Below are 16,178 nucleotides of genomic sequence, written 5' to 3'. Positions count from 1 at the left end.
CCCCGGCCGCCGCTCTCCCCTTCCCTCCCCGCTCCTCCGCTTCCTCTCCTCCGACTGCAGAGAAGGTTTCGCCATGCCCGCACGCACGCGTCACACCCGGTCCGCAGCCGTCACCCTGGGCTGCGCCTCGCTGGCCCTCGCGCTGAGCTTCCCCGCCCAGGCCGCCCCCCGTCCGGGTCCCCACGGCACCGGGATCGAGCGCGCCGTACTGCCCGCCGGGGACGGCTGGGCCGCCGCGGGAGGGTCCACCACAGGGGGCGCGAACGCCGCACCCGAGCACGTCTACACGGTGACCGACCGGGCCGAGCTCGTCGCCGCCTTCGAGGAGGCGGGCGACGCGCCCAAGATCGTCAGAGTCGCCGGCACCATCCACGGCAACTCCGACGCCGACGGCACCCCGATCGGCTGCGAGCAGTACGAGACGGACGGCTACACCCTGGAGAAGTACCTCGCCGCCTACGACCCGGAGGTGTGGGGCGGAGACCGGGTTCCCGAGGGCCCGCTGGAGGACGCCCGCGTGGCCTCGGCGAAGCTCCAGGAGGCCGCCGTGAACGTCCGGGTCCCGTCCAACACCACCCTGATCGGGGTCGGGGCGAACCCCGAGATCATCGGTGCCAGTCTCCAGGTCCGGGACGTCTCCAACGTCATCGTCCGCAACATCTCGTTCGAGGACACCTACGACTGCTTCCCCCAGTGGGACCCCACGGACGGCAGCGGGGGCGCCTGGAACTCGGAGTACGACAACCTCGTCGTGTACGGCTCCCGGAACGTCTGGGTCGACCACAACACCTTCAGCGACGGCGACCGGCCCGACGCCGGACAGCCCCGCTACTTCGGCCAGTTGTACCAGCAGCACGACGGCCTCTTCGACATCGTGCGCGGTGCCGACCTGGTCACCGTGTCGTGGAACGTCCTCAAGGACCACGACAAGACGATGCTCATCGGCAACAGCGACGGCGCCGGCGCGACCGACCGCGGCAAGCTCCGCGTGACGCTCCACCACAACCTTTTCAAGGACGTCAAGGAACGTGCTCCGCGCGTCCGCTTCGGCCAGGTCGACTCGTACAACAACCACTTCGTCGCCACGCGTGGCAGTTCCTACGGCTACTCGTACGGCATCGGCGCCGAGTCCCGTCTGGTCGCCGAGCACAACGCGTTCACGCTCGCCGGCGACGTGGACCGGGCCACCGTCCTGAAGAAGTGGTCGGAGGCCCCGCTCACCGCGGAGAACAACTTCGTCAACGGACGCAGGACCGACCTGATCGCCGTCCACAACGCCGGAGTTCCCGGCGAGCAGCTCACCGAGGGCGCGGGCTGGACCCCCGAACTGCGCACGACGGTCCACCACCCCTGGGCCGTTCCCGTGCTGGTCGGCCTCAAGGCCGGGGCGGGCAGGGTGTCCGGCCTCCGATGACCGGCGCGTACCCCCGATGAACCGGCCGGAGCGGCACCGCATGCTTTCCACCACCCCGGAGAGCGCCGCTCCGGCCCTTCGCGGCTCTGGCCCTTCGGCAGCTCTGGCCCTTCGCGGCTTCGGCCCTTCGCCGTCCACCCGCCGCCTGCCACCCGCGGCCGTTCCCCGATCACCTCTCGCCCGTCTTCCGCCGCCGTTCGTCCGGAGGAGTACCGCCATGCCCACTCGACGCACCGCCGTCGTGCGCCCGGCACCTAGCAGGGCCCGCACCCCCCGCCGAGCGGGGGGTGCGGGCCTTTGCCGGTGTGCGGGGAACGGGGTGCCGGAGTGGGGCGTCGCACGGCCGGTCGCCGGGCGACGGCCCCTGTCAGTCGGCGTAGGTCTCGAACTCGGCGATCCTCGGGGAGCCGGTCGAGCCGACGATCTCGAAGGTGATCTTGCGCAGGGTGGTGCGCGGGAAGGAGATGGTCCCCGCTCCGTCGCCGGAGGCCAGGACGGTTCCGGCGTCGGCGTCGCGCAGCCGCCAGGCCCCGATGGTGCCGGCGGAGCCCGCCGCCTCCCGGATGACGACCGAGGACACGGCGGTGGCGGAGTCCCACTTGATCGAGGCGTGTCCGGTCGAACCGGCGGGCGACCAGTAGGTGGTCAGGTCACCGTCCCGCAGGTGGCCGAAGCTGGTCCCGGATGCCTTGCTGGATCCGTCGGATCCGGCGCCGATGCTGAGGTTGGTCCCGCCGGGCGGCGTGGGATCGGTGGGCCCCGGGGTGGGATCGGTGGGCCCGGGTGTGGGCTCGGTCGGCGGCTGGACCGTGCAGTTGCCGTCGGAGACCTTCAGGCCCTTGCCCGCGCCCGCCGTACGACTCACGACGTCCGGCACACAGCCGGCCGCGTCGGCGGAGTAGGCGTAGGGGATGCTGACGGTGGTGGTGGACTCCATGGCGGGCCCGGCCGGGTTGTTGTCCTCGCCGGGGCTCGACCAGGTCACGTTGTCCAGCGTGTTGCCGTCGGCCTGCCAGTAGCCGGCGGCGTCGGTGTAGAAGGTGCCCAGGACGTCCTTGGAGTCCTCGAAGTAGTTGTTCTCCACCTTGGCGCGGGCGCCGGCGCGGGAGTTGATGCCGGACGAGTTGATCCGCACGTAGTGGTTGTTGAACATGTGGCCGACGCCGCCCCGCAGCAGGGGCGCGCGGGAGTCGATGTTCTCGTACAGGTTGTGGTGGTACGTGACGAACCCGTTGGAGACGTCGCTCTCGCTGGACCCCACCAGGCCGCCGCGGCCCGAGTTGCGCAGGATGCTGTAGGAGAGGGTCACGTACCGGGTGTCGGCCTTCATGTCGAAGAGGCCGTCGTATCCCTCGGACTCGCCGCCCGACGCCTCCAGGGTCGTGTGATCGACCCAGACGTTGCGGACACCGGACTCCATGCCGATGGCGTCACCGCCGTTGGAGGTGGGGGACCCCGACTTCTTGACGTTCTTGACGGTCACGTTCTGGATGATGATGTTGCTGGACTCGCGTATGTGGATGCCGATCTGGTCGAAGACGGCGCCGCCGCCGACGCCCACGATCGTGACGTTGCTGATCTGCTTCAGCTCGATCACGCCGTCGGCCGTGTTGCAGCTGCTGCCGGACACCTTGCTGGTGTTGCCGTGGTTGATGGTGCCCTCGACCTCGATGACGATCGGCGTGCCGGCGGCGGCGCGGCCGCACAGGGCCGCGTGGATCGCGGTGCCGGTGGTGGCCCGCACGGTCTGTCCGCCGGCGCCCCCGGTGGTTCCGCCGTTCTGGGTGGCGTAGCCCGTGGCGCTGCCGGCCGCGGCCGACGCCTCGGGCGCCGTCAGGACGATGCCGCCGGCTGCGGCGGCGAGCGCCAGGGTGGCCAGTGCCGCCTGCAGCCGTCGTGTGACGGGTTGCCTCATGTTCGTCTCCCTGTGTCTTCGGGTGATCCGTGATGCCCCTGATGTCAGGTGCATGTCAATCGATGCGCCCCCGTGCCCGCCCTCGCGATCCCTTCTCCGGGAGGTTCTCCGCGGACATCTAGAAAGCGCTTTCCCCATTCCTGTCCGGCGAACATAGAGGGGGGTCGACGGCTCGGGCAAGAGGCGTGCGGCTGTCGTGTTTCTCGCGCCGCGCGGCTCCTTGGCGATCGCGAAAACGCCTGGTGAAAGGGGGTGTCGGGGGCGTTCGGCCGGTGAAGTCGATGATGCGGTGGTGTCGGCTCGGCGCACTCGTGGGCATGCCGCCCCCTTGTCTGATGGGTCGTCAGGTATGACGATGGCGGCCGTCGCCCGGGGCGGGACCGTTCCGGGCCGGAGGGGAAGGAGGTCACCGTGCCGATATCGCCCGACGGGCCGCTGTCGTACGGGATGCAGCTGCCGGTCCAGTCGCAGAGCGCCATCTACGCGGAACCCTGGGAGGCGGCGGCGACCCCCGCCGATCTCGTCCGCGTCGCCCGTGCCGCCGATCGCGGGGGCTTCGCCTACATCGCCGGCTGCGACCACGTCGCCATCCCGCGACGGCTCGCGGCGGGCATGAGCACCGTCTGGTACGACCCCGTCGCCACGCTCTCCTTCCTCGCCGGGGTCACCGAGCGCGTGCTGCTCATGAGCCATGTCGCCGTCGTCGGGCTGCGCCATCCGCTGATCACCGCCAAGCAGTACGCCACCCTCGACCACCTCAGCGGCGGCCGGCTGATCCTCGGGGTCGGGGCCGGGCACGTACGGGAGGAGTTCGAGGCGGTCGGGGCCGACTTCGACGGGCGCGGCGGTGTCCTCGACGAGAGCATCGACGCGCTGCGGGCCGCGCTCGGTCCCGAGGAGTACCCGGAGTTCGCGGGGGAGCGGTTCGCGTTCAGCGGGCTCGGGCAGCTGCCCCGGCCCGCCCAGGAGCGGGTGCCGGTCTGGGTGGGCGGCTCGTCGCCCGCCGCCGTGCGCCGGGCCGCCGTACGCGGCGACGGGTGGCTGCCGCAGGGCGACCCCCGGGACCGGTTGCCCGCGCAGATCGTCCGGCTGCACGCCCTGCGCGAGGAGGCCGGTGTCGAGGCGCCGATCGTCGTCGGTGCGATCACCGAGCCGCTGTACGTCGGTGAGCCCGGGTGGCCCGTGGGGCGGCGGACGCTCGCCGGGAAGCCGGAGGAGCTGGCCGAGTCGTTGCGGGAGTACGCGGCGATCGGCGTGCACCAGATCCAGGTCCGCTTCCGGAGCCGGAGCGTGGACGAACTGACGGACCAGATGGCGGCGTTCGGTGCGGACGTCGCTCCGCACCTCGGCAGGTAGGGGAGTACGTCATGGGCAAGCTGGACGGGCGGGTCGTCCTCGTCACGGGGGCGGCGCGCGGGCAGGGCGAGCAGGCGGCGCGGCTCTTCGCGGCCGAAGGCGCGCGGGTCGTCGTCGCCGATGTGCTGGTCGAGCAAGGGGAGGAACTGGTAAAGGAGTTGGCGGAGGAATCCGGGGCGGACGTCGCCCGGTTCGTGCGGCTGGACGTCGGCGACGAAGGGGACTGGGCCGCCGCCGTCGCCGTGGCCAAGGACGCCTTCGGCAAGATCGACGGGCTGGTCAACAACGCGGGCATCCTGCGCTTCAACGAACTGGTCGACACCCCGCTGGCGGAGTTCGAACAGGTGGTGCGGGTCAACATGACGGGGGCCTTCCTCGGGATCCGCGCCGTCGCGCCGGAGATCGAGGCCGCGGGCGGCGGGACGATCGTCAACACGTCCTCGTACACCGGCCTGACCGGTATGCCGCTGGTCGGCGCGTACGCCGCGACCAAGCACGCGGTGCTGGGGCTCACCAGGGTCGCCGCCATGGAGTTGGCGGGGAAGGGGATCCGGGTCAACGCCGTCTGTCCGGGGGCCGTCGACACCGCGATGACCAACCCGGCGCTGCTGGACCCGGACGCCGACCTGACGGCGTCGAGCGCGGCGCTGGAGGCGTACTACCGCAAGCTCCTCCCGATGGGCCGGATCGGGCGGCCGGAGGAGGTCGCCGCGCTGGTGCTGTTCCTGACCTGCGACGACTCCTCGTACATCACCGGTCAGCCGTTCGTCGTGGACGGGGGGTGGCTGGCGGGGGTCAGTCCCTTCTGAAGCACCGCACCTGACTGGGCGTCAGGTATTGACGGGTCGCGGCGGCGGTGGAACAGTCGGTCGCATCGCAATCTGACGGTGTGTCAGAAATGCCGCCAGGAAACCTGAGGACGGTGAACCTCCGTGGAATTCGGGCTCTTTGTCCAGGGGTACGTGCCCGCCGCGCGTGCCAAGGTGGACCCCGAGGCAGAGCACAAGGCGCTGATCGAGGAGACCGAGTACGTCATCCAGGCGGACAAGTCCGGCTTCAAGTACGCCTGGGCCTCCGAGCACCACTTCCTGGAGGAGTACTCGCACCTCTCCGCCAACGACGTGTACCTCGGCTATCTCGCGCACGCCACCGAGCGCATCCATCTCGGCTCCGGCATCTTCAACCCGCTCGCGCCCGTCAACCACCCGGTGAAGGTCGCCGAGAAGGTCGCGATGCTCGACCATCTCTCCGAAGGGCGCTTCGAGTTCGGCACCGGGCGGGGTGCGGGCAGCCACGAGATCCTCGGGTTCATGCCGGGCATCACCGACATGAACCACACGAAGGAGCTCTGGGAGGAGACGATCGCCGAGTTCCCCAGGATGTGGCTCCAGGACGAGTACGCGGGCTTCCAGGGCAAGCACTGGTCGCTGCCGCCGCGCAAGATCCTGCCGAAGCCGTACGGGGGTGCGCACCCGGCCATGTGGTACGCGGCCGGGTCGCCGTCCTCGTACGCCATGGCGGGGAAGAAGGGGCTCGGGGTGCTGGGCTTCAGCGTGCAGAAGGTCTCCGACATGGAGTGGGTCGTCGAGTCCTACAAGAACGCGGTCAAGGACGCGGAGCCGGTGGGGGCGTTCGTCAACGACAACGTGATGGTGACGTCCACGGCCATCTGCGCCGAGACGCACGCCAAGGCGGTGGAGATCGCGGTGGGCGGCGGCCTGAACTACCTCCAGTCGCTGCTGTTCCGCTACCACGACACGTTCCCGCGGCCGGAGGGGATCCCGGAGTGGCCGGAGCTGCTTCCGGAGTACACCGAGGAGATCGTCGAACTGCTCATCGCGGAGGAGCTGATGATCTGCGGCGACCCGGACGAGGTGCTGAAGCAGTGCCGGCGGTGGGACCGGGCGGGGGCGGACCAGCTGAGCTTCGGGCTGCCGATCGGGATCAGTCCCGAGGACACGATGAACACGATCCGGTTGATCGGGGAGCACGTGATTCCGCGGATCGATACGGATCCGGTGCATCGGACCTCGCGGATGCGGGCGGCGGCGAACTGATTTCGGGGCGCTGCCCCGGACCCCGCTCCTCAATCGCCGGAGGGGCTGAAAAGACTCGCCTCAAACGCCGGCGAGGCTGGATTTGCCCCCGCCGCTGGAGCCGGGCGGCGTCTTCCCGGACCGTCGCCCAGATGAGCCGGGGTACGTACCGCGGCCGAAAGCGTGCGTACCCCGGCTGTCCCGACCGAGCCGAAGAAGGAACCCCCAGAAGGGAACCGTCATGCTCGACCACCTCATCCGCCGCGCGACCGTCGTGGACGGCACCGGCGGACCCGCGTACCCCGCCGACGTCGGCATCCGCGGCGGCCGGATCGTCGTCATCGCCGAGCCCGGGACCGTCACCGAAGAGGCCGTCACCAGTGAGGACGCCGACGGGCTCGTCCTCGCCCCCGGGTTCGTCGACCCGCACACCCACTACGACGCCCAGCTCTTCTGGGACCCCTACGCCACCCCCTCGATGAACCACGGCGTCACCACCGTCGCGGGCGGCAACTGCGGGTTCACCCTCGCCCCGCTCCACCCCGACCGCCCCGAGGACGCCGACTACACCCGGCGGATGATGTCGCGGGTGGAGGGGATGGCCCTCGCCGCCCTGGAGGAGGGCGTCGACTGGACCTGGTCCACCTTCCGCGAGTACCTCGACGCCCTCGAAGGGCGCATCGCCGTCAACGCCGGGTTCATGGTCGGGCACTGCGCCCTGCGGCGGCACGTCATGGGCGCGGACGCCGTCGGCGGGCAGCCCACCCCCGCCCAACTGGACGCCATGCTCGCGCTCTTCCACGACGCGATGGACGCGGGCGCCTGGGGGCTCTCCACCACCCAGTCGTCCACCCACTCCGACGGCGACGGCGAACCCGTCGCCTCCCGGCACGCCCGCCCCGAGGAGCTTCTCGCCCTCTCCCGCGCGGTCGGCGAGCACGAGGGGACCCAGCTCGAAGCGATCGTCGCCGGATGCCTGGACCAGTTCTCCGACGAGGAGATCGACCTCCTCGTCGACATGACCGCCGCCGCCGGACGCCCGCTCAACTGGAACGTCCTCACCATCGACGCCGCCGTCCCCGAACGCGTACCGCGCCAGCTGATACCGAGCGAACGTGCCCGCGCGGCCGGCGGCCGGATCGTCGCGCTCACCATGCCGATCCTCACCCCCATGAACATGTCGCTCGGCACCTTCTGCGCCCTCAACCTCATTCCCGGGTGGGGCGAGATCCTCGCCCTCCCCGTCCCCGAGCGCATCGAACGCCTCCGGGACCCCGCGACCCGCGCCGAGATGCTGCGCCGCGCCGACAGCAAGGAGGCCGGGGTCTTCCGCCGCCTCGCGAACTTCGGCCGGTACGTCATCGGGGACACGTACAGCGCCGCCAACGAAGGCCTCAGGGGACGCGTCGTGAACGACATCGCGGCCGAGCGCGGCCAGGACCCCTTCCACTGCCTCGTCGAGATCTGCGCCGCCGACGACCTGCGTACGGTCCTGTGGCCGATGCCCACCGACAACGACCCTGACTCCTGGGCGCTGCGGCAGCGCACCTGGGAGCACGAGGACGTCATGCTCGGCGGCTCCGACGCGGGCGCGCACCTGGACCGGATGTGCGGGGCCCCGTACACCACCCGCTTCCTCGGCGACTGTCTGCGCGGGCGCAAGCTCCTCCCGCTCCCCACCGCCGTCCGCATGCTCACCGACGATCCCGCCCGGCTCTTCGGGCTGCGCGAGCGCGGCCGGATCGAGGAGGGCTTCCACGCCGACCTCGTCCTGTTCGACCCCGAGCGGATCGACGCCGGACCCGCGACCCTCGTCCACGACCTGCCCGGGGACAGCCCGCGCCTGGACTCCAAGGCCATCGGGATCGTCTCCGTTCGCGTCAACGGGGTCGAGACCCTGCGCGACGACAAGGTGACGGGCGCCGTGCCGGGGACGGTGCTGCGCTCGGGCCGTGACACCCGGACGGTGAGTACGGCGTGAGCCCCGTGTCCGAGCGGCTGTTCATCGGCGGGGAGTGGGTGGAACCCGCCGACGGACACTACGAGGTCGTCGACCCCGCCACCGAGGAGACCGTGGGCCTCGCCCCCGAGGCGAGCCGCGCCCAGGTGTACGAGGCGGCAGCGGCGGCGAAGGCGGCCTTCCCGGCCTGGTCGCGGACCCGCCCCGAGGAGCGTGCCGCGATCCTGGAGCGTACGGCGGACATCATCCAGCGCGACTTCCCCGCCCACGCCGAGATCGCCCGGCGGGAGAGCGGGGCCACCGGCTCCACCGCGCGGGGGATGCAGGTCGGGGTGGGCATCGCCCGCTTCCGGCGGTACGCGCGCGGCGCGCTGGAGCCGGTCGAGGAGGCCGTCGCACCCCAGATCAACGAGGCCGGGCCGATGGGGAAGGCCGGGGTCTTCGGGGCGCTGGCCGTCCGCCAGCCGGTCGGCGTGGTCACCTGCATCACCTCGTACAACAACCCGTGGGCCAACCCGGCGGGCAAGATCGCACCCGCCCTCGCGATGGGCAACACGGTCGTCGTGAAGCCCGCCCCGCAGGACCCGCTCTCCGTCCTCCGGATGGCCGCCGCCCTCGCGGAGGCGGGTGTTCCGCCGGGCGTGGTGAACGTGGTCACCGGCTCGGGCGCACAAGCCGGTGAGGCCGCCGTCGACTCCCCGGACGTGGACATGGTCAGCTTCACCGGCTCCACCGCCGTCGGGCAGCGCATCGCGGAGGTGTGCGGGCGCGGGATGAAACGGCAGCTGATGGAGCTGGGCGGGAAGGGCGCCGCGCTCGTCCTGGAAGACGCGGATCCGGGCTCCGCCGTCGCGGGGATCGGGACCACCTTCTCCTTCTACAGCGGACAGATCTGTACGGCTCCGACCCGCGTCCTGGTCCACCGGTCCCGGCACGACGAGCTGATCGCCCGGCTCGCCGCGTACGCCGACGCGCTCACCGTCGGCGACCCCGCCGACCGGGCCACGGTCGTCGGCCCCGTCATCTCCGCCGCCCACCGCGACCGCGTCGAGGCGTACGTGGAACTCGGCCGGAAGGAGGGCGCGCGGGTGGTCACGGGCGGCGCCCGCCCCGCCCACCTGGACCGGGGCTTCTACGTGGCCCCCACCCTCCTCGCCGGCTGCACCCCCGACATGCGGGTCGTCCGCGAGGAGATCTTCGGGCCGGTCGTGGTCGTCGTCCCCTTCGACGACGACGAGGAAGGCATCGCGCTGGCCAACGACAGCGACTACGGCCTCATCGACTACGTCTGGTCCGGCGATGTCGCCCGCGCCTTCCGCGTTGCCCGGCGGCTGCGGGCGGGCGGGGTCGGCGTCAACACGGTCGGGCGGAACATGGAGGCCCCGTTCGGCGGGTTCAAGAAGAGCGGGGTGGGGCGGGATGTGGGCTCGTACGCCCTGCACGCCTACAGCGAGACGCAGGCGATCGTCTGGCCCGGCTGACCCAGAGCGGGAGCGGGCGCGGAGGAGGCGCGGAGGAGGCGCGGAGACGGCGCGGGAAAATTTTGAACCCACACAAAACGGACAGGGCTACGGTTACCGTACGTCGTCACGCTCGGCCGAGTGGCGTTCATTGCAAGGTCTAACGTGAACATGACCTTGAATTGACGAAGTGTTCACGAGTTATTGGCCGCTACACCCAAGGGTGAGACGTTGGAGTCTCACGCTCCGGATGTGGATATCGCAGCGCATAGCGTCCTTCTCATGACTCAGCTGGACGCGCGGCCACGGGCCGGAGACACGGTACGGGGAAGCGCCCCGGCCGACGGTGGCACGGGCAGCGGCGGCGTACGCGGCAAAGGGCTCGGCGGGAACTCCGTCGGCCTCATGGGCAGCGCGGTCATCGGCGTCTCCACTGTCGCACCCGTCTACTGCCTGACGTCCACCCTCGGCTCCACCGCCGGAGAGGTCGGCGTGCAGATGCCCGCCGTCTTCCTGGCCGGGTTCCTGCCGATGCTGCTCGTGGCCTTCGCCTACCGCGAGCTGAACAAGGCGATGCCGGACTGCGGCACCTCCTTCACCTGGACGGTGAAGGCGTTCGGCCCGCGCGTCGGCTGGATGTGCGGCTGGGGTCTCGTCATCGCGACGATCATCGTGCTGTCCAACCTGGCGGGCGTCGCCACCTCGTACTTCTGGCTGCTGGCGGGCGAGATCACCGGCAGCAGCTCGGTCGCGGCCCTGGACGACAGCAAGCCCGTCCACATCATCACCTGCCTCGCCCTCATCGCCGTCGCCACCGCGATCAGCTACCGGGGCATGACCGCCACCAAGGGCATCCAGTACGCCCTGGTCGGCCTCCAACTGGTCGTCCTCGCCCTGTTCGTGACGATGGCGCTCGGCAAGGCCGGCAGCGGCGGCCCGGACTTCGCGTCCTCGCTCGACTTCTCCTGGTCCTGGCTGAACCCCTTCGCCGTCCAGTCCTTCGCCGCCTTCACTGCGGGCCTCTCCCTCTCCATCTTCATGTTCTGGGGCTGGGACGCCTGTCTGACCGCCAACGAGGAGACCACGGGCAGCGAGAAGACCCCCGGCCGCGCGGCGCTCATCGCGATGGTCGTCCTGGTCGGCTCCTACCTCGCCACCGGTGTCGCCGCCCAGATGGCCGTCGGCTCCGGCACCTCCGGGCTCGGCCTCGCCAACCCGGACACCTCCGACAACGTCTTCGCCGCCCTCGCCGGACCGGTGATGGGCCCCGGCCTCGGCGTCCTGCTCTTCCTCGCGGTCCTCGCCTCGGCCGCCGCCAGCCTCCAGACCACGTTCATCCCGGTCGCCCGCACGGTGCTCGCGATGTCCGCGTACGAGGCGATGCCGGCCTCGTACGCCAAGGTCCACCCCCGCTTCAAGACGCCCGGCCGGGCGACGATCACGGCGGGCATCGGCACCGGCGTCTTCTACACCGTGATGACCCTGGTCAGCGAGCACGTCCTGGTCGACACCATCTACGCGCTCGGCCTGATGATCTGCTTCTACTACGCGCTGACCGCCTTCGCCTGCGCCTGGTACTTCCGGGCCGAACTGACCCGCTCCACCCGGGACCTGGTCTTCAAGGGCCTCTTCCCGCTGCTCGGCGGCGTCCTCCTCGCCGCCGTCTTCGCCAAGACCCTCTACGACATGTGGGACCCGGCGTACGGCTCCGGCTCCTCGGTGTTCGGCGTCGGCTCGGTGTTCGTCATCGGGGTGGGGCTGCTGCTCCTCGGCGTGGTGCTGATGATCGCGATGGAGCGCCGCAGCCCGGCGTTCTTCCGCGGCGAGGTGCTGACGAAGGAGACGCCGGCGCTGGTGGTCCAGGACTGAGGGCGCGGTGGGCCCCGGTCGCGGACGGTCCGCTCGTACGATGAGGCCATGACACGAGCTTCGGCGGGACGCCTGCTCCAGGTGGTCGGAATCGCTCATGGCGCCATCGGTGCGGTGATCTACCGCGATGTGTTCGCCGAGATCGGGCGGGGGTCCGTCGTCGGCTCCGTCCCCGACCGGGGCGACCGCGCCGCCGCCTTCTGGTTCATGGCCGCCGCCCCCACGCTGTGGCTGGGCGGCCGGCTGCTGCGCTCGGCCGAGGAGCACGGGGACCTGCCGGCCCAGCGCGCGGCGGGCGTCGTCCTGTCCGCCGTCGGCGCGGTGGGCACGGTCGCCATGCCGAAGAGCGGCTTCCCGAGCCTGGTGGGGATCGGCGGGGTGCTGCTGCGCAGGTCGCTGCGGTCCACGGGCAGGTAAGCGCCCCGGCGAGCGAGCTCGCCGGGGCCTCTGTGCGGTGGGCTTCCCGGGACTTACGGCCGCCAGTAACCCAGCGCGTTCACCCGGTCCTTGGGCAGGCCCAGCTCCTTGCGGAGGTACGTCGACAGGGTCCGAGTCGTCGACGTGTCGCAGGCGACCCAGACGTACGCGTCCGAGTGGTCCGTGCCCAGCAGCTCCGGCAGGGCCGCCTTCACCTCGGTGACCAGGTGCGCGCCCGCCTCGCGGCGCTCCACGTGGTGCAGGGTGTGGTGGGCCTCGTCGAGGCGGAACGGGAGTTTCCGGTCGTCCTCGTGCGCGGTCTCGAACCAGATGGTCGCCGGGGTCGACGGGATCGCGTCCAGCAGGGAGTTGATCGCGGGCAGCGCCGCCGCGTCACCGATCACGAAGAGCCGCTTCGGGGCCGGGTCGGGCAGCGTGAAACCGGTGCCCTGGAGCGTCGCGTCGATCGTGTCGCCGGCCTTGGCGGTTCGCGCCCAGTCGCAGGCGGGGCCCTCGTGGAGGGCGAATTCCAGACTGAAGGTCCCGGCCTCGGGGTCCGGGTCGACCAGGGTGTAGGCGCGCTGATGCGGTTTGCCGGCCTTCTCGAACCAGAGCCGCACCCACATCGTGGGGTGCGCCCCGCCGGTCGCGGCGAGCAGCCCGCCGTCGGTCAGGTGCACCCGGTGGAAGCGGTCGGTGACTTGCTCGGCGCCGGTCACGGTGAACGTGAAATCCCGGCCCCGGAACAGTTTGAGAACGACGCCTTCCCAGCCATGCCCCACGGTGCTCCCCGCCCTCTCCTGCCGCCCCGGCCCACTGCCCAAAGGGTCTCTTTAGGTTAGGCTAACCTAAATCTCGGGGGCTGGGGAGTGGCTGAAAACCACCGGGAGCAGGGGATGGGCAGAGCGATGGCCGCTGACGTCGACAGCGAGAGACCGGGCGAGAGACCCGACCGGGCGCAGGAAGCCGTGAGCTACGAACTCTTCCGGGACGACTGGGGGATACCCCACCTCCGGGCCGCCGACGCCCTCACCCTGGCCCGTGCGCAGGGCCACGCCACCGCCCTCGACCGGGCCTGGCAGCTGGAGACCGAACGCCACCGGGTGCTCGGCACCAGCGCCTCCCACCTCGGCGCGGAAGCCGTCGACTGGGACCGGTTCGTCCGGCGGGCCCGGATCGCCGACACCGCCCGCCGCTGCTTCGACCGCCTCGCACCGGAGACCGCCGCCTGGGTGACGGCGTACGTCGACGGCGTCAACGAGGGCCTCGCCGAAGGGGCCGAGCGGGCCCCCGAGTTCGCCGCCGTGGGCCTCGCGCCCGGCCGCTGGGAGCCGTGGACCCCGCTCGGCGTCTGGCTCTCCACCCACATCCTGTTCGCGGGGTTCCCGACCAAACTCTGGCGCGAAGAGGTGGCCCGCCGGCTCGGCGAGGACCGGACGACCCTCTTCGCCACCGACGGCCCCGGCACGGCGGGCAGCAACGGCTGGCTGCTCACCGGCGCCCGCACCGCCACCGGAGCCCCGCTCCTCGCGGGCGACCCGCACCGCTTCATCGAGGACCCCGGGGTCTACCAGCAGATCCGCCTCGCCTGCCCCGAGTTCGACGTCGTCGGCCTCGCGGTCCCGGGCATCCCCGGCATCGCCCACTTCGGCCACACCGGCCACGTCGCCTGGGCGATCACCAACGCCATGGCCGACTACCAGGACCTCTACCGGGAGCAGGTGCGCCGCACCCCGGACGGCGGAGTGGAGGCGCTCGGCCCCGACGGCTGGTACCGGGCCCACGCCCACACCGAGACGATCGAGGTGGCGGGGGCGGAGCCGGAGCAGGTCGAGGTCATCGAGACGGACCGGGGTCCGGTGATCATCGGGGACGGCCCCGGGGCCGGGGCCGGGGCGGCCGGCGCGCCCCCGGCCGCCGACGGCACCTTCATCAGCCTCCGCTACCCGCCCCGCGTCACCGGCGAGCTCGGCTTCGACGCGCTGCCCGCGCTGCTCCGGGCCCGTACGGTCGCCGACGTCGACACCGCCCTCGACCGCTGGATCGAACCCGTCAACGTGGTGCTCGCCGCCGACACCGCCGGGTCCACCCTGCACCGGGTCGCCGGGCACGTCCCCGTGCGCCCGTACGCCAACCGGCTGCGGGTCGTCCCCGCCGAGGACCCGGCGTACGCCTGGCGCGAGGGCGAGACCGTGCCCCTGCCCCGTACCGAGGCCGACGGCGCCGACGGGATCGCCGTCATGGCCAACGAGTGCGGCCTCGCCGCCCCGCTCGGCGTCGAGTTCGCACCCCCGCACCGGGCCCGCCGGATACGGGAGTTGCTCGGCGCGGACACCGGCTGGACCCCCGACGCCCAGGCCGCCGTCCACACCGACACCCGCCTCGCCTCCTCCCGTAAACTCCTGTCCCTGCTCGCCTGGGCCCCTGGCCTCGGCCCCGCCGCCGAACGCCTCCGGGACCGGCTGCTGCGCTGGGACCGCCACATGGACGCGGACAGCACCGACGCGACCCTCTACGCCCGCCTGCGCACCGACGTCGTCCACCGGCTGGCCGCCCACCCCGCTCTGAACGGCGTCACGGGCGAGGACGACCCCTGGCGCTCGACCGCCTACCCCGCGCTGTTCCGCCCCTGGCTCGCCGCCGTACCCCGGATCGGCTACGCCCTGGAGAGCCTGCTCACCGTCGGGCTCCTGCCGTACGAGGACCGGTTGGCGCTCGTCGCCGCCTCGGCCGAGGCCGTCGCGGCGGCGGCCGAGGAGACCCCGCCCGGCCCGTGGGGCGAGCTGCACCGGCTGTCCCCCTGGCAGGCCCTGCCGGACCTCGCACCCGACAGTTCCGACGCGGAGGCGATCCGGCCGGGGGCCGCGGGCGACCACGACTGCGTGCTGTCCACCTCCAGCGTCCCCGGTGTCACCGACCTGTTCGCCCGGGGCCCGGCCGCCCGGTACGTCTGGGACCTGGGCCGCCGCGAGGACAGCCGGTGGGTGGTCCCGTTCGGCGCGTCCGGAGTTCCCGGATCCGCCCACCACCGTGACCAGACGCCCCTGTGGGCACGGGGCGAGCTCGCCCCGGTCGTCACGGACTGGAACCTGCTGCACCGCACGAAGCCCCACCGCACGACGCACCACCCCGAGGAGAACCCCGCCATGACCGCCGCCACCGAGCCCGTCGCACCCGCCCTGCGCCCGGCCGTCCACGAGCAGAAGATCGAGGGCTTCGGCACCGTCCGTCTCGTCCCGGTCGACCCGGCGGCCGACGCCGAACTGCTGCACGGCTGGGTCACCGAGGAGCGGGCCCGCTTCTGGGGCATGGCCGGCCACACCCTCGAACAGGTCCGCGAGATCTACGAGTTCGTCGACTCTCTCCCCACGCACCACGCCTACCTCGCCCTGCGCGACGGGGTTCCGGCCGCGCTCTTCCAGACGTACGAGCCGGACGCCGACCCGGTCGGCGAGTGCTACGACGTCCAGCCCGGGGACTTCGGCGTCCACCTGCTGATCGCGCCCGCCGAGGGCGAGGGAGCCGTGAAGGGGTACACGGAGACCCTGCTCACCGCGTTCATCGCCTACGTCTTCAGCGACCCGGCCCATGTGCGGGTCGTCGTGGAGCCCGACGCCCGCAACGAGAAGGCGATCGCCCGGATGGCCCGGATCGGGTTCGAACTGGGCCCGGAGATCCGGAAGCCCGAGAAGACGGCCCGGCTGGCGTTCCTGACGAGGGCGGCGCTGGGGCTCGCGTAACGGAAACCGCT

The 16,178-nt window shown here is 71.8% G+C and carries 11 protein-coding genes; 9 read left to right on the top strand and 2 right to left on the bottom strand.

The window, feature by feature from the left end; all coding sequences use genetic code 11:
* The first annotated feature begins 73 nt into the window (after positions 1-73).
* Entirely contained in the window at positions 74-1,414 is a 1,341-nt protein-coding gene (locus IE140_RS18660) for a pectate lyase family protein (RefSeq protein ID WP_150193435.1), read from the top strand.
* Positions 1,415-1,781: 367 nt separating this feature from the next.
* Here the strand turns inward: IE140_RS18660 and IE140_RS18655 are convergent, their stop codons facing one another.
* A complete protein-coding gene (locus tag IE140_RS18655) occupies positions 1,782-3,329 on the bottom strand; it encodes a pectate lyase family protein (RefSeq protein WP_150193436.1) in 1,548 nt (515 codons plus the stop codon).
* 411 nt (positions 3,330-3,740) lie between these two features.
* On the opposite strand from IE140_RS18655, the gene IE140_RS18650 reads away from it, so the two are divergent.
* The 7 genes from IE140_RS18650 to IE140_RS18620 all read left to right on the top strand — a co-directional run bounded on the left by IE140_RS18650 (position 3,741) and on the right by IE140_RS18620 (position 12,427).
* Positions 3,741-4,685, top strand: coding sequence for a TIGR03619 family F420-dependent LLM class oxidoreductase (locus tag IE140_RS18650; RefSeq protein ID WP_150193437.1), 945 nt, complete (start codon positions 3,741-3,743; stop codon positions 4,683-4,685).
* Positions 4,686-4,696: 11 nt separating this feature from the next.
* Complete coding sequence (locus IE140_RS18645; protein WP_150193438.1) at positions 4,697-5,494, top strand: SDR family NAD(P)-dependent oxidoreductase; 798 nt, start codon at positions 4,697-4,699, stop codon at positions 5,492-5,494.
* Positions 5,495-5,617: 123 nt separating this feature from the next.
* Positions 5,618-6,742 (top strand): LLM class flavin-dependent oxidoreductase, encoded by a 1,125-nt coding sequence (locus tag IE140_RS18640; RefSeq protein WP_032766757.1) that lies wholly within the window; start codon positions 5,618-5,620, stop codon positions 6,740-6,742.
* Positions 6,743-6,962: 220 nt separating this feature from the next.
* On the top strand, positions 6,963-8,702 hold the full coding sequence (locus IE140_RS18635) for an N-acyl-D-amino-acid deacylase family protein (protein WP_150193439.1): 1,740 nt from the start codon (positions 6,963-6,965) through the stop codon (positions 8,700-8,702).
* Complete coding sequence (locus IE140_RS18630; protein ID WP_150193440.1) at positions 8,699-10,162, top strand: aldehyde dehydrogenase family protein; 1,464 nt, start codon at positions 8,699-8,701, stop codon at positions 10,160-10,162. The genes IE140_RS18635 and IE140_RS18630 overlap by 4 nt, the downstream gene beginning before the upstream one ends.
* 261 nt (positions 10,163-10,423) lie before the next feature.
* Positions 10,424-12,010: an APC family permease gene (locus IE140_RS18625; protein WP_150193441.1), complete on the top strand. Its 1,587-nt coding sequence runs from the start codon at positions 10,424-10,426 to the stop codon at positions 12,008-12,010.
* Between the two features lie 48 nt (positions 12,011-12,058).
* Positions 12,059-12,427 carry a DUF6463 family protein gene (locus IE140_RS18620; RefSeq protein ID WP_150193442.1) on the top strand — a complete coding sequence of 123 codons (369 nt, stop codon included), beginning with the start codon at positions 12,059-12,061 and terminating at the stop codon, positions 12,425-12,427.
* A gap of 53 nt (positions 12,428-12,480) precedes the next feature.
* On the opposite strand, the gene IE140_RS18615 is transcribed toward IE140_RS18620, so the two are convergent.
* Positions 12,481-13,209, bottom strand: coding sequence for a siderophore-interacting protein (locus IE140_RS18615; protein WP_150193443.1), 729 nt, complete (start codon positions 13,207-13,209; stop codon positions 12,481-12,483).
* A 126-nt stretch (positions 13,210-13,335) separates the two neighbouring features.
* Here IE140_RS18615 and IE140_RS18610 point away from each other — a divergent pair, with 126 nt between their 5' ends.
* Positions 13,336-16,167, top strand: coding sequence for a GNAT family N-acetyltransferase (locus IE140_RS18610; protein ID WP_150193444.1), 2,832 nt, complete (start codon positions 13,336-13,338; stop codon positions 16,165-16,167).
* Positions 16,168-16,178 lie beyond the last annotated feature (11 nt).

Source organism: Streptomyces parvus (genome assembly GCF_014648875.1).
GTDB lineage: Bacteria > Actinomycetota > Actinomycetes > Streptomycetales > Streptomycetaceae > Streptomyces > Streptomyces parvus.
The sequence above is the reverse complement of the archived record's forward strand: the minus strand, read 5'-3'. Positions and strand labels throughout refer to the sequence as shown.

Bases quoted from the DNA above. Each gene is read 5' to 3' on its own strand.
- IE140_RS18660 (WP_150193435.1), top strand. From the start codon at position 74: ATGCCCGCACGCACGCGTCACACCCGGTCCGCAGCCGTCACCCTGGGC.
- IE140_RS18655 (WP_150193436.1), bottom strand. From the start codon at position 3,329: ATGAGGCAACCCGTCACACGACGGCTGCAGGCGGCACTGGCCACCCTG.
- IE140_RS18645 (WP_150193438.1), top strand. From the start codon at position 4,697: ATGGGCAAGCTGGACGGGCGGGTCGTCCTCGTCACGGGGGCGGCGCGC.
- IE140_RS18635 (WP_150193439.1), top strand. From the start codon at position 6,963: ATGCTCGACCACCTCATCCGCCGCGCGACCGTCGTGGACGGCACCGGC.
- IE140_RS18625 (WP_150193441.1), top strand. From the start codon at position 10,424: ATGACTCAGCTGGACGCGCGGCCACGGGCCGGAGACACGGTACGGGGA.
- IE140_RS18620 (WP_150193442.1), top strand. From the start codon at position 12,059: ATGACACGAGCTTCGGCGGGACGCCTGCTCCAGGTGGTCGGAATCGCT.
- IE140_RS18610 (WP_150193444.1), top strand. From the start codon at position 13,336: ATGGCCGCTGACGTCGACAGCGAGAGACCGGGCGAGAGACCCGACCGG.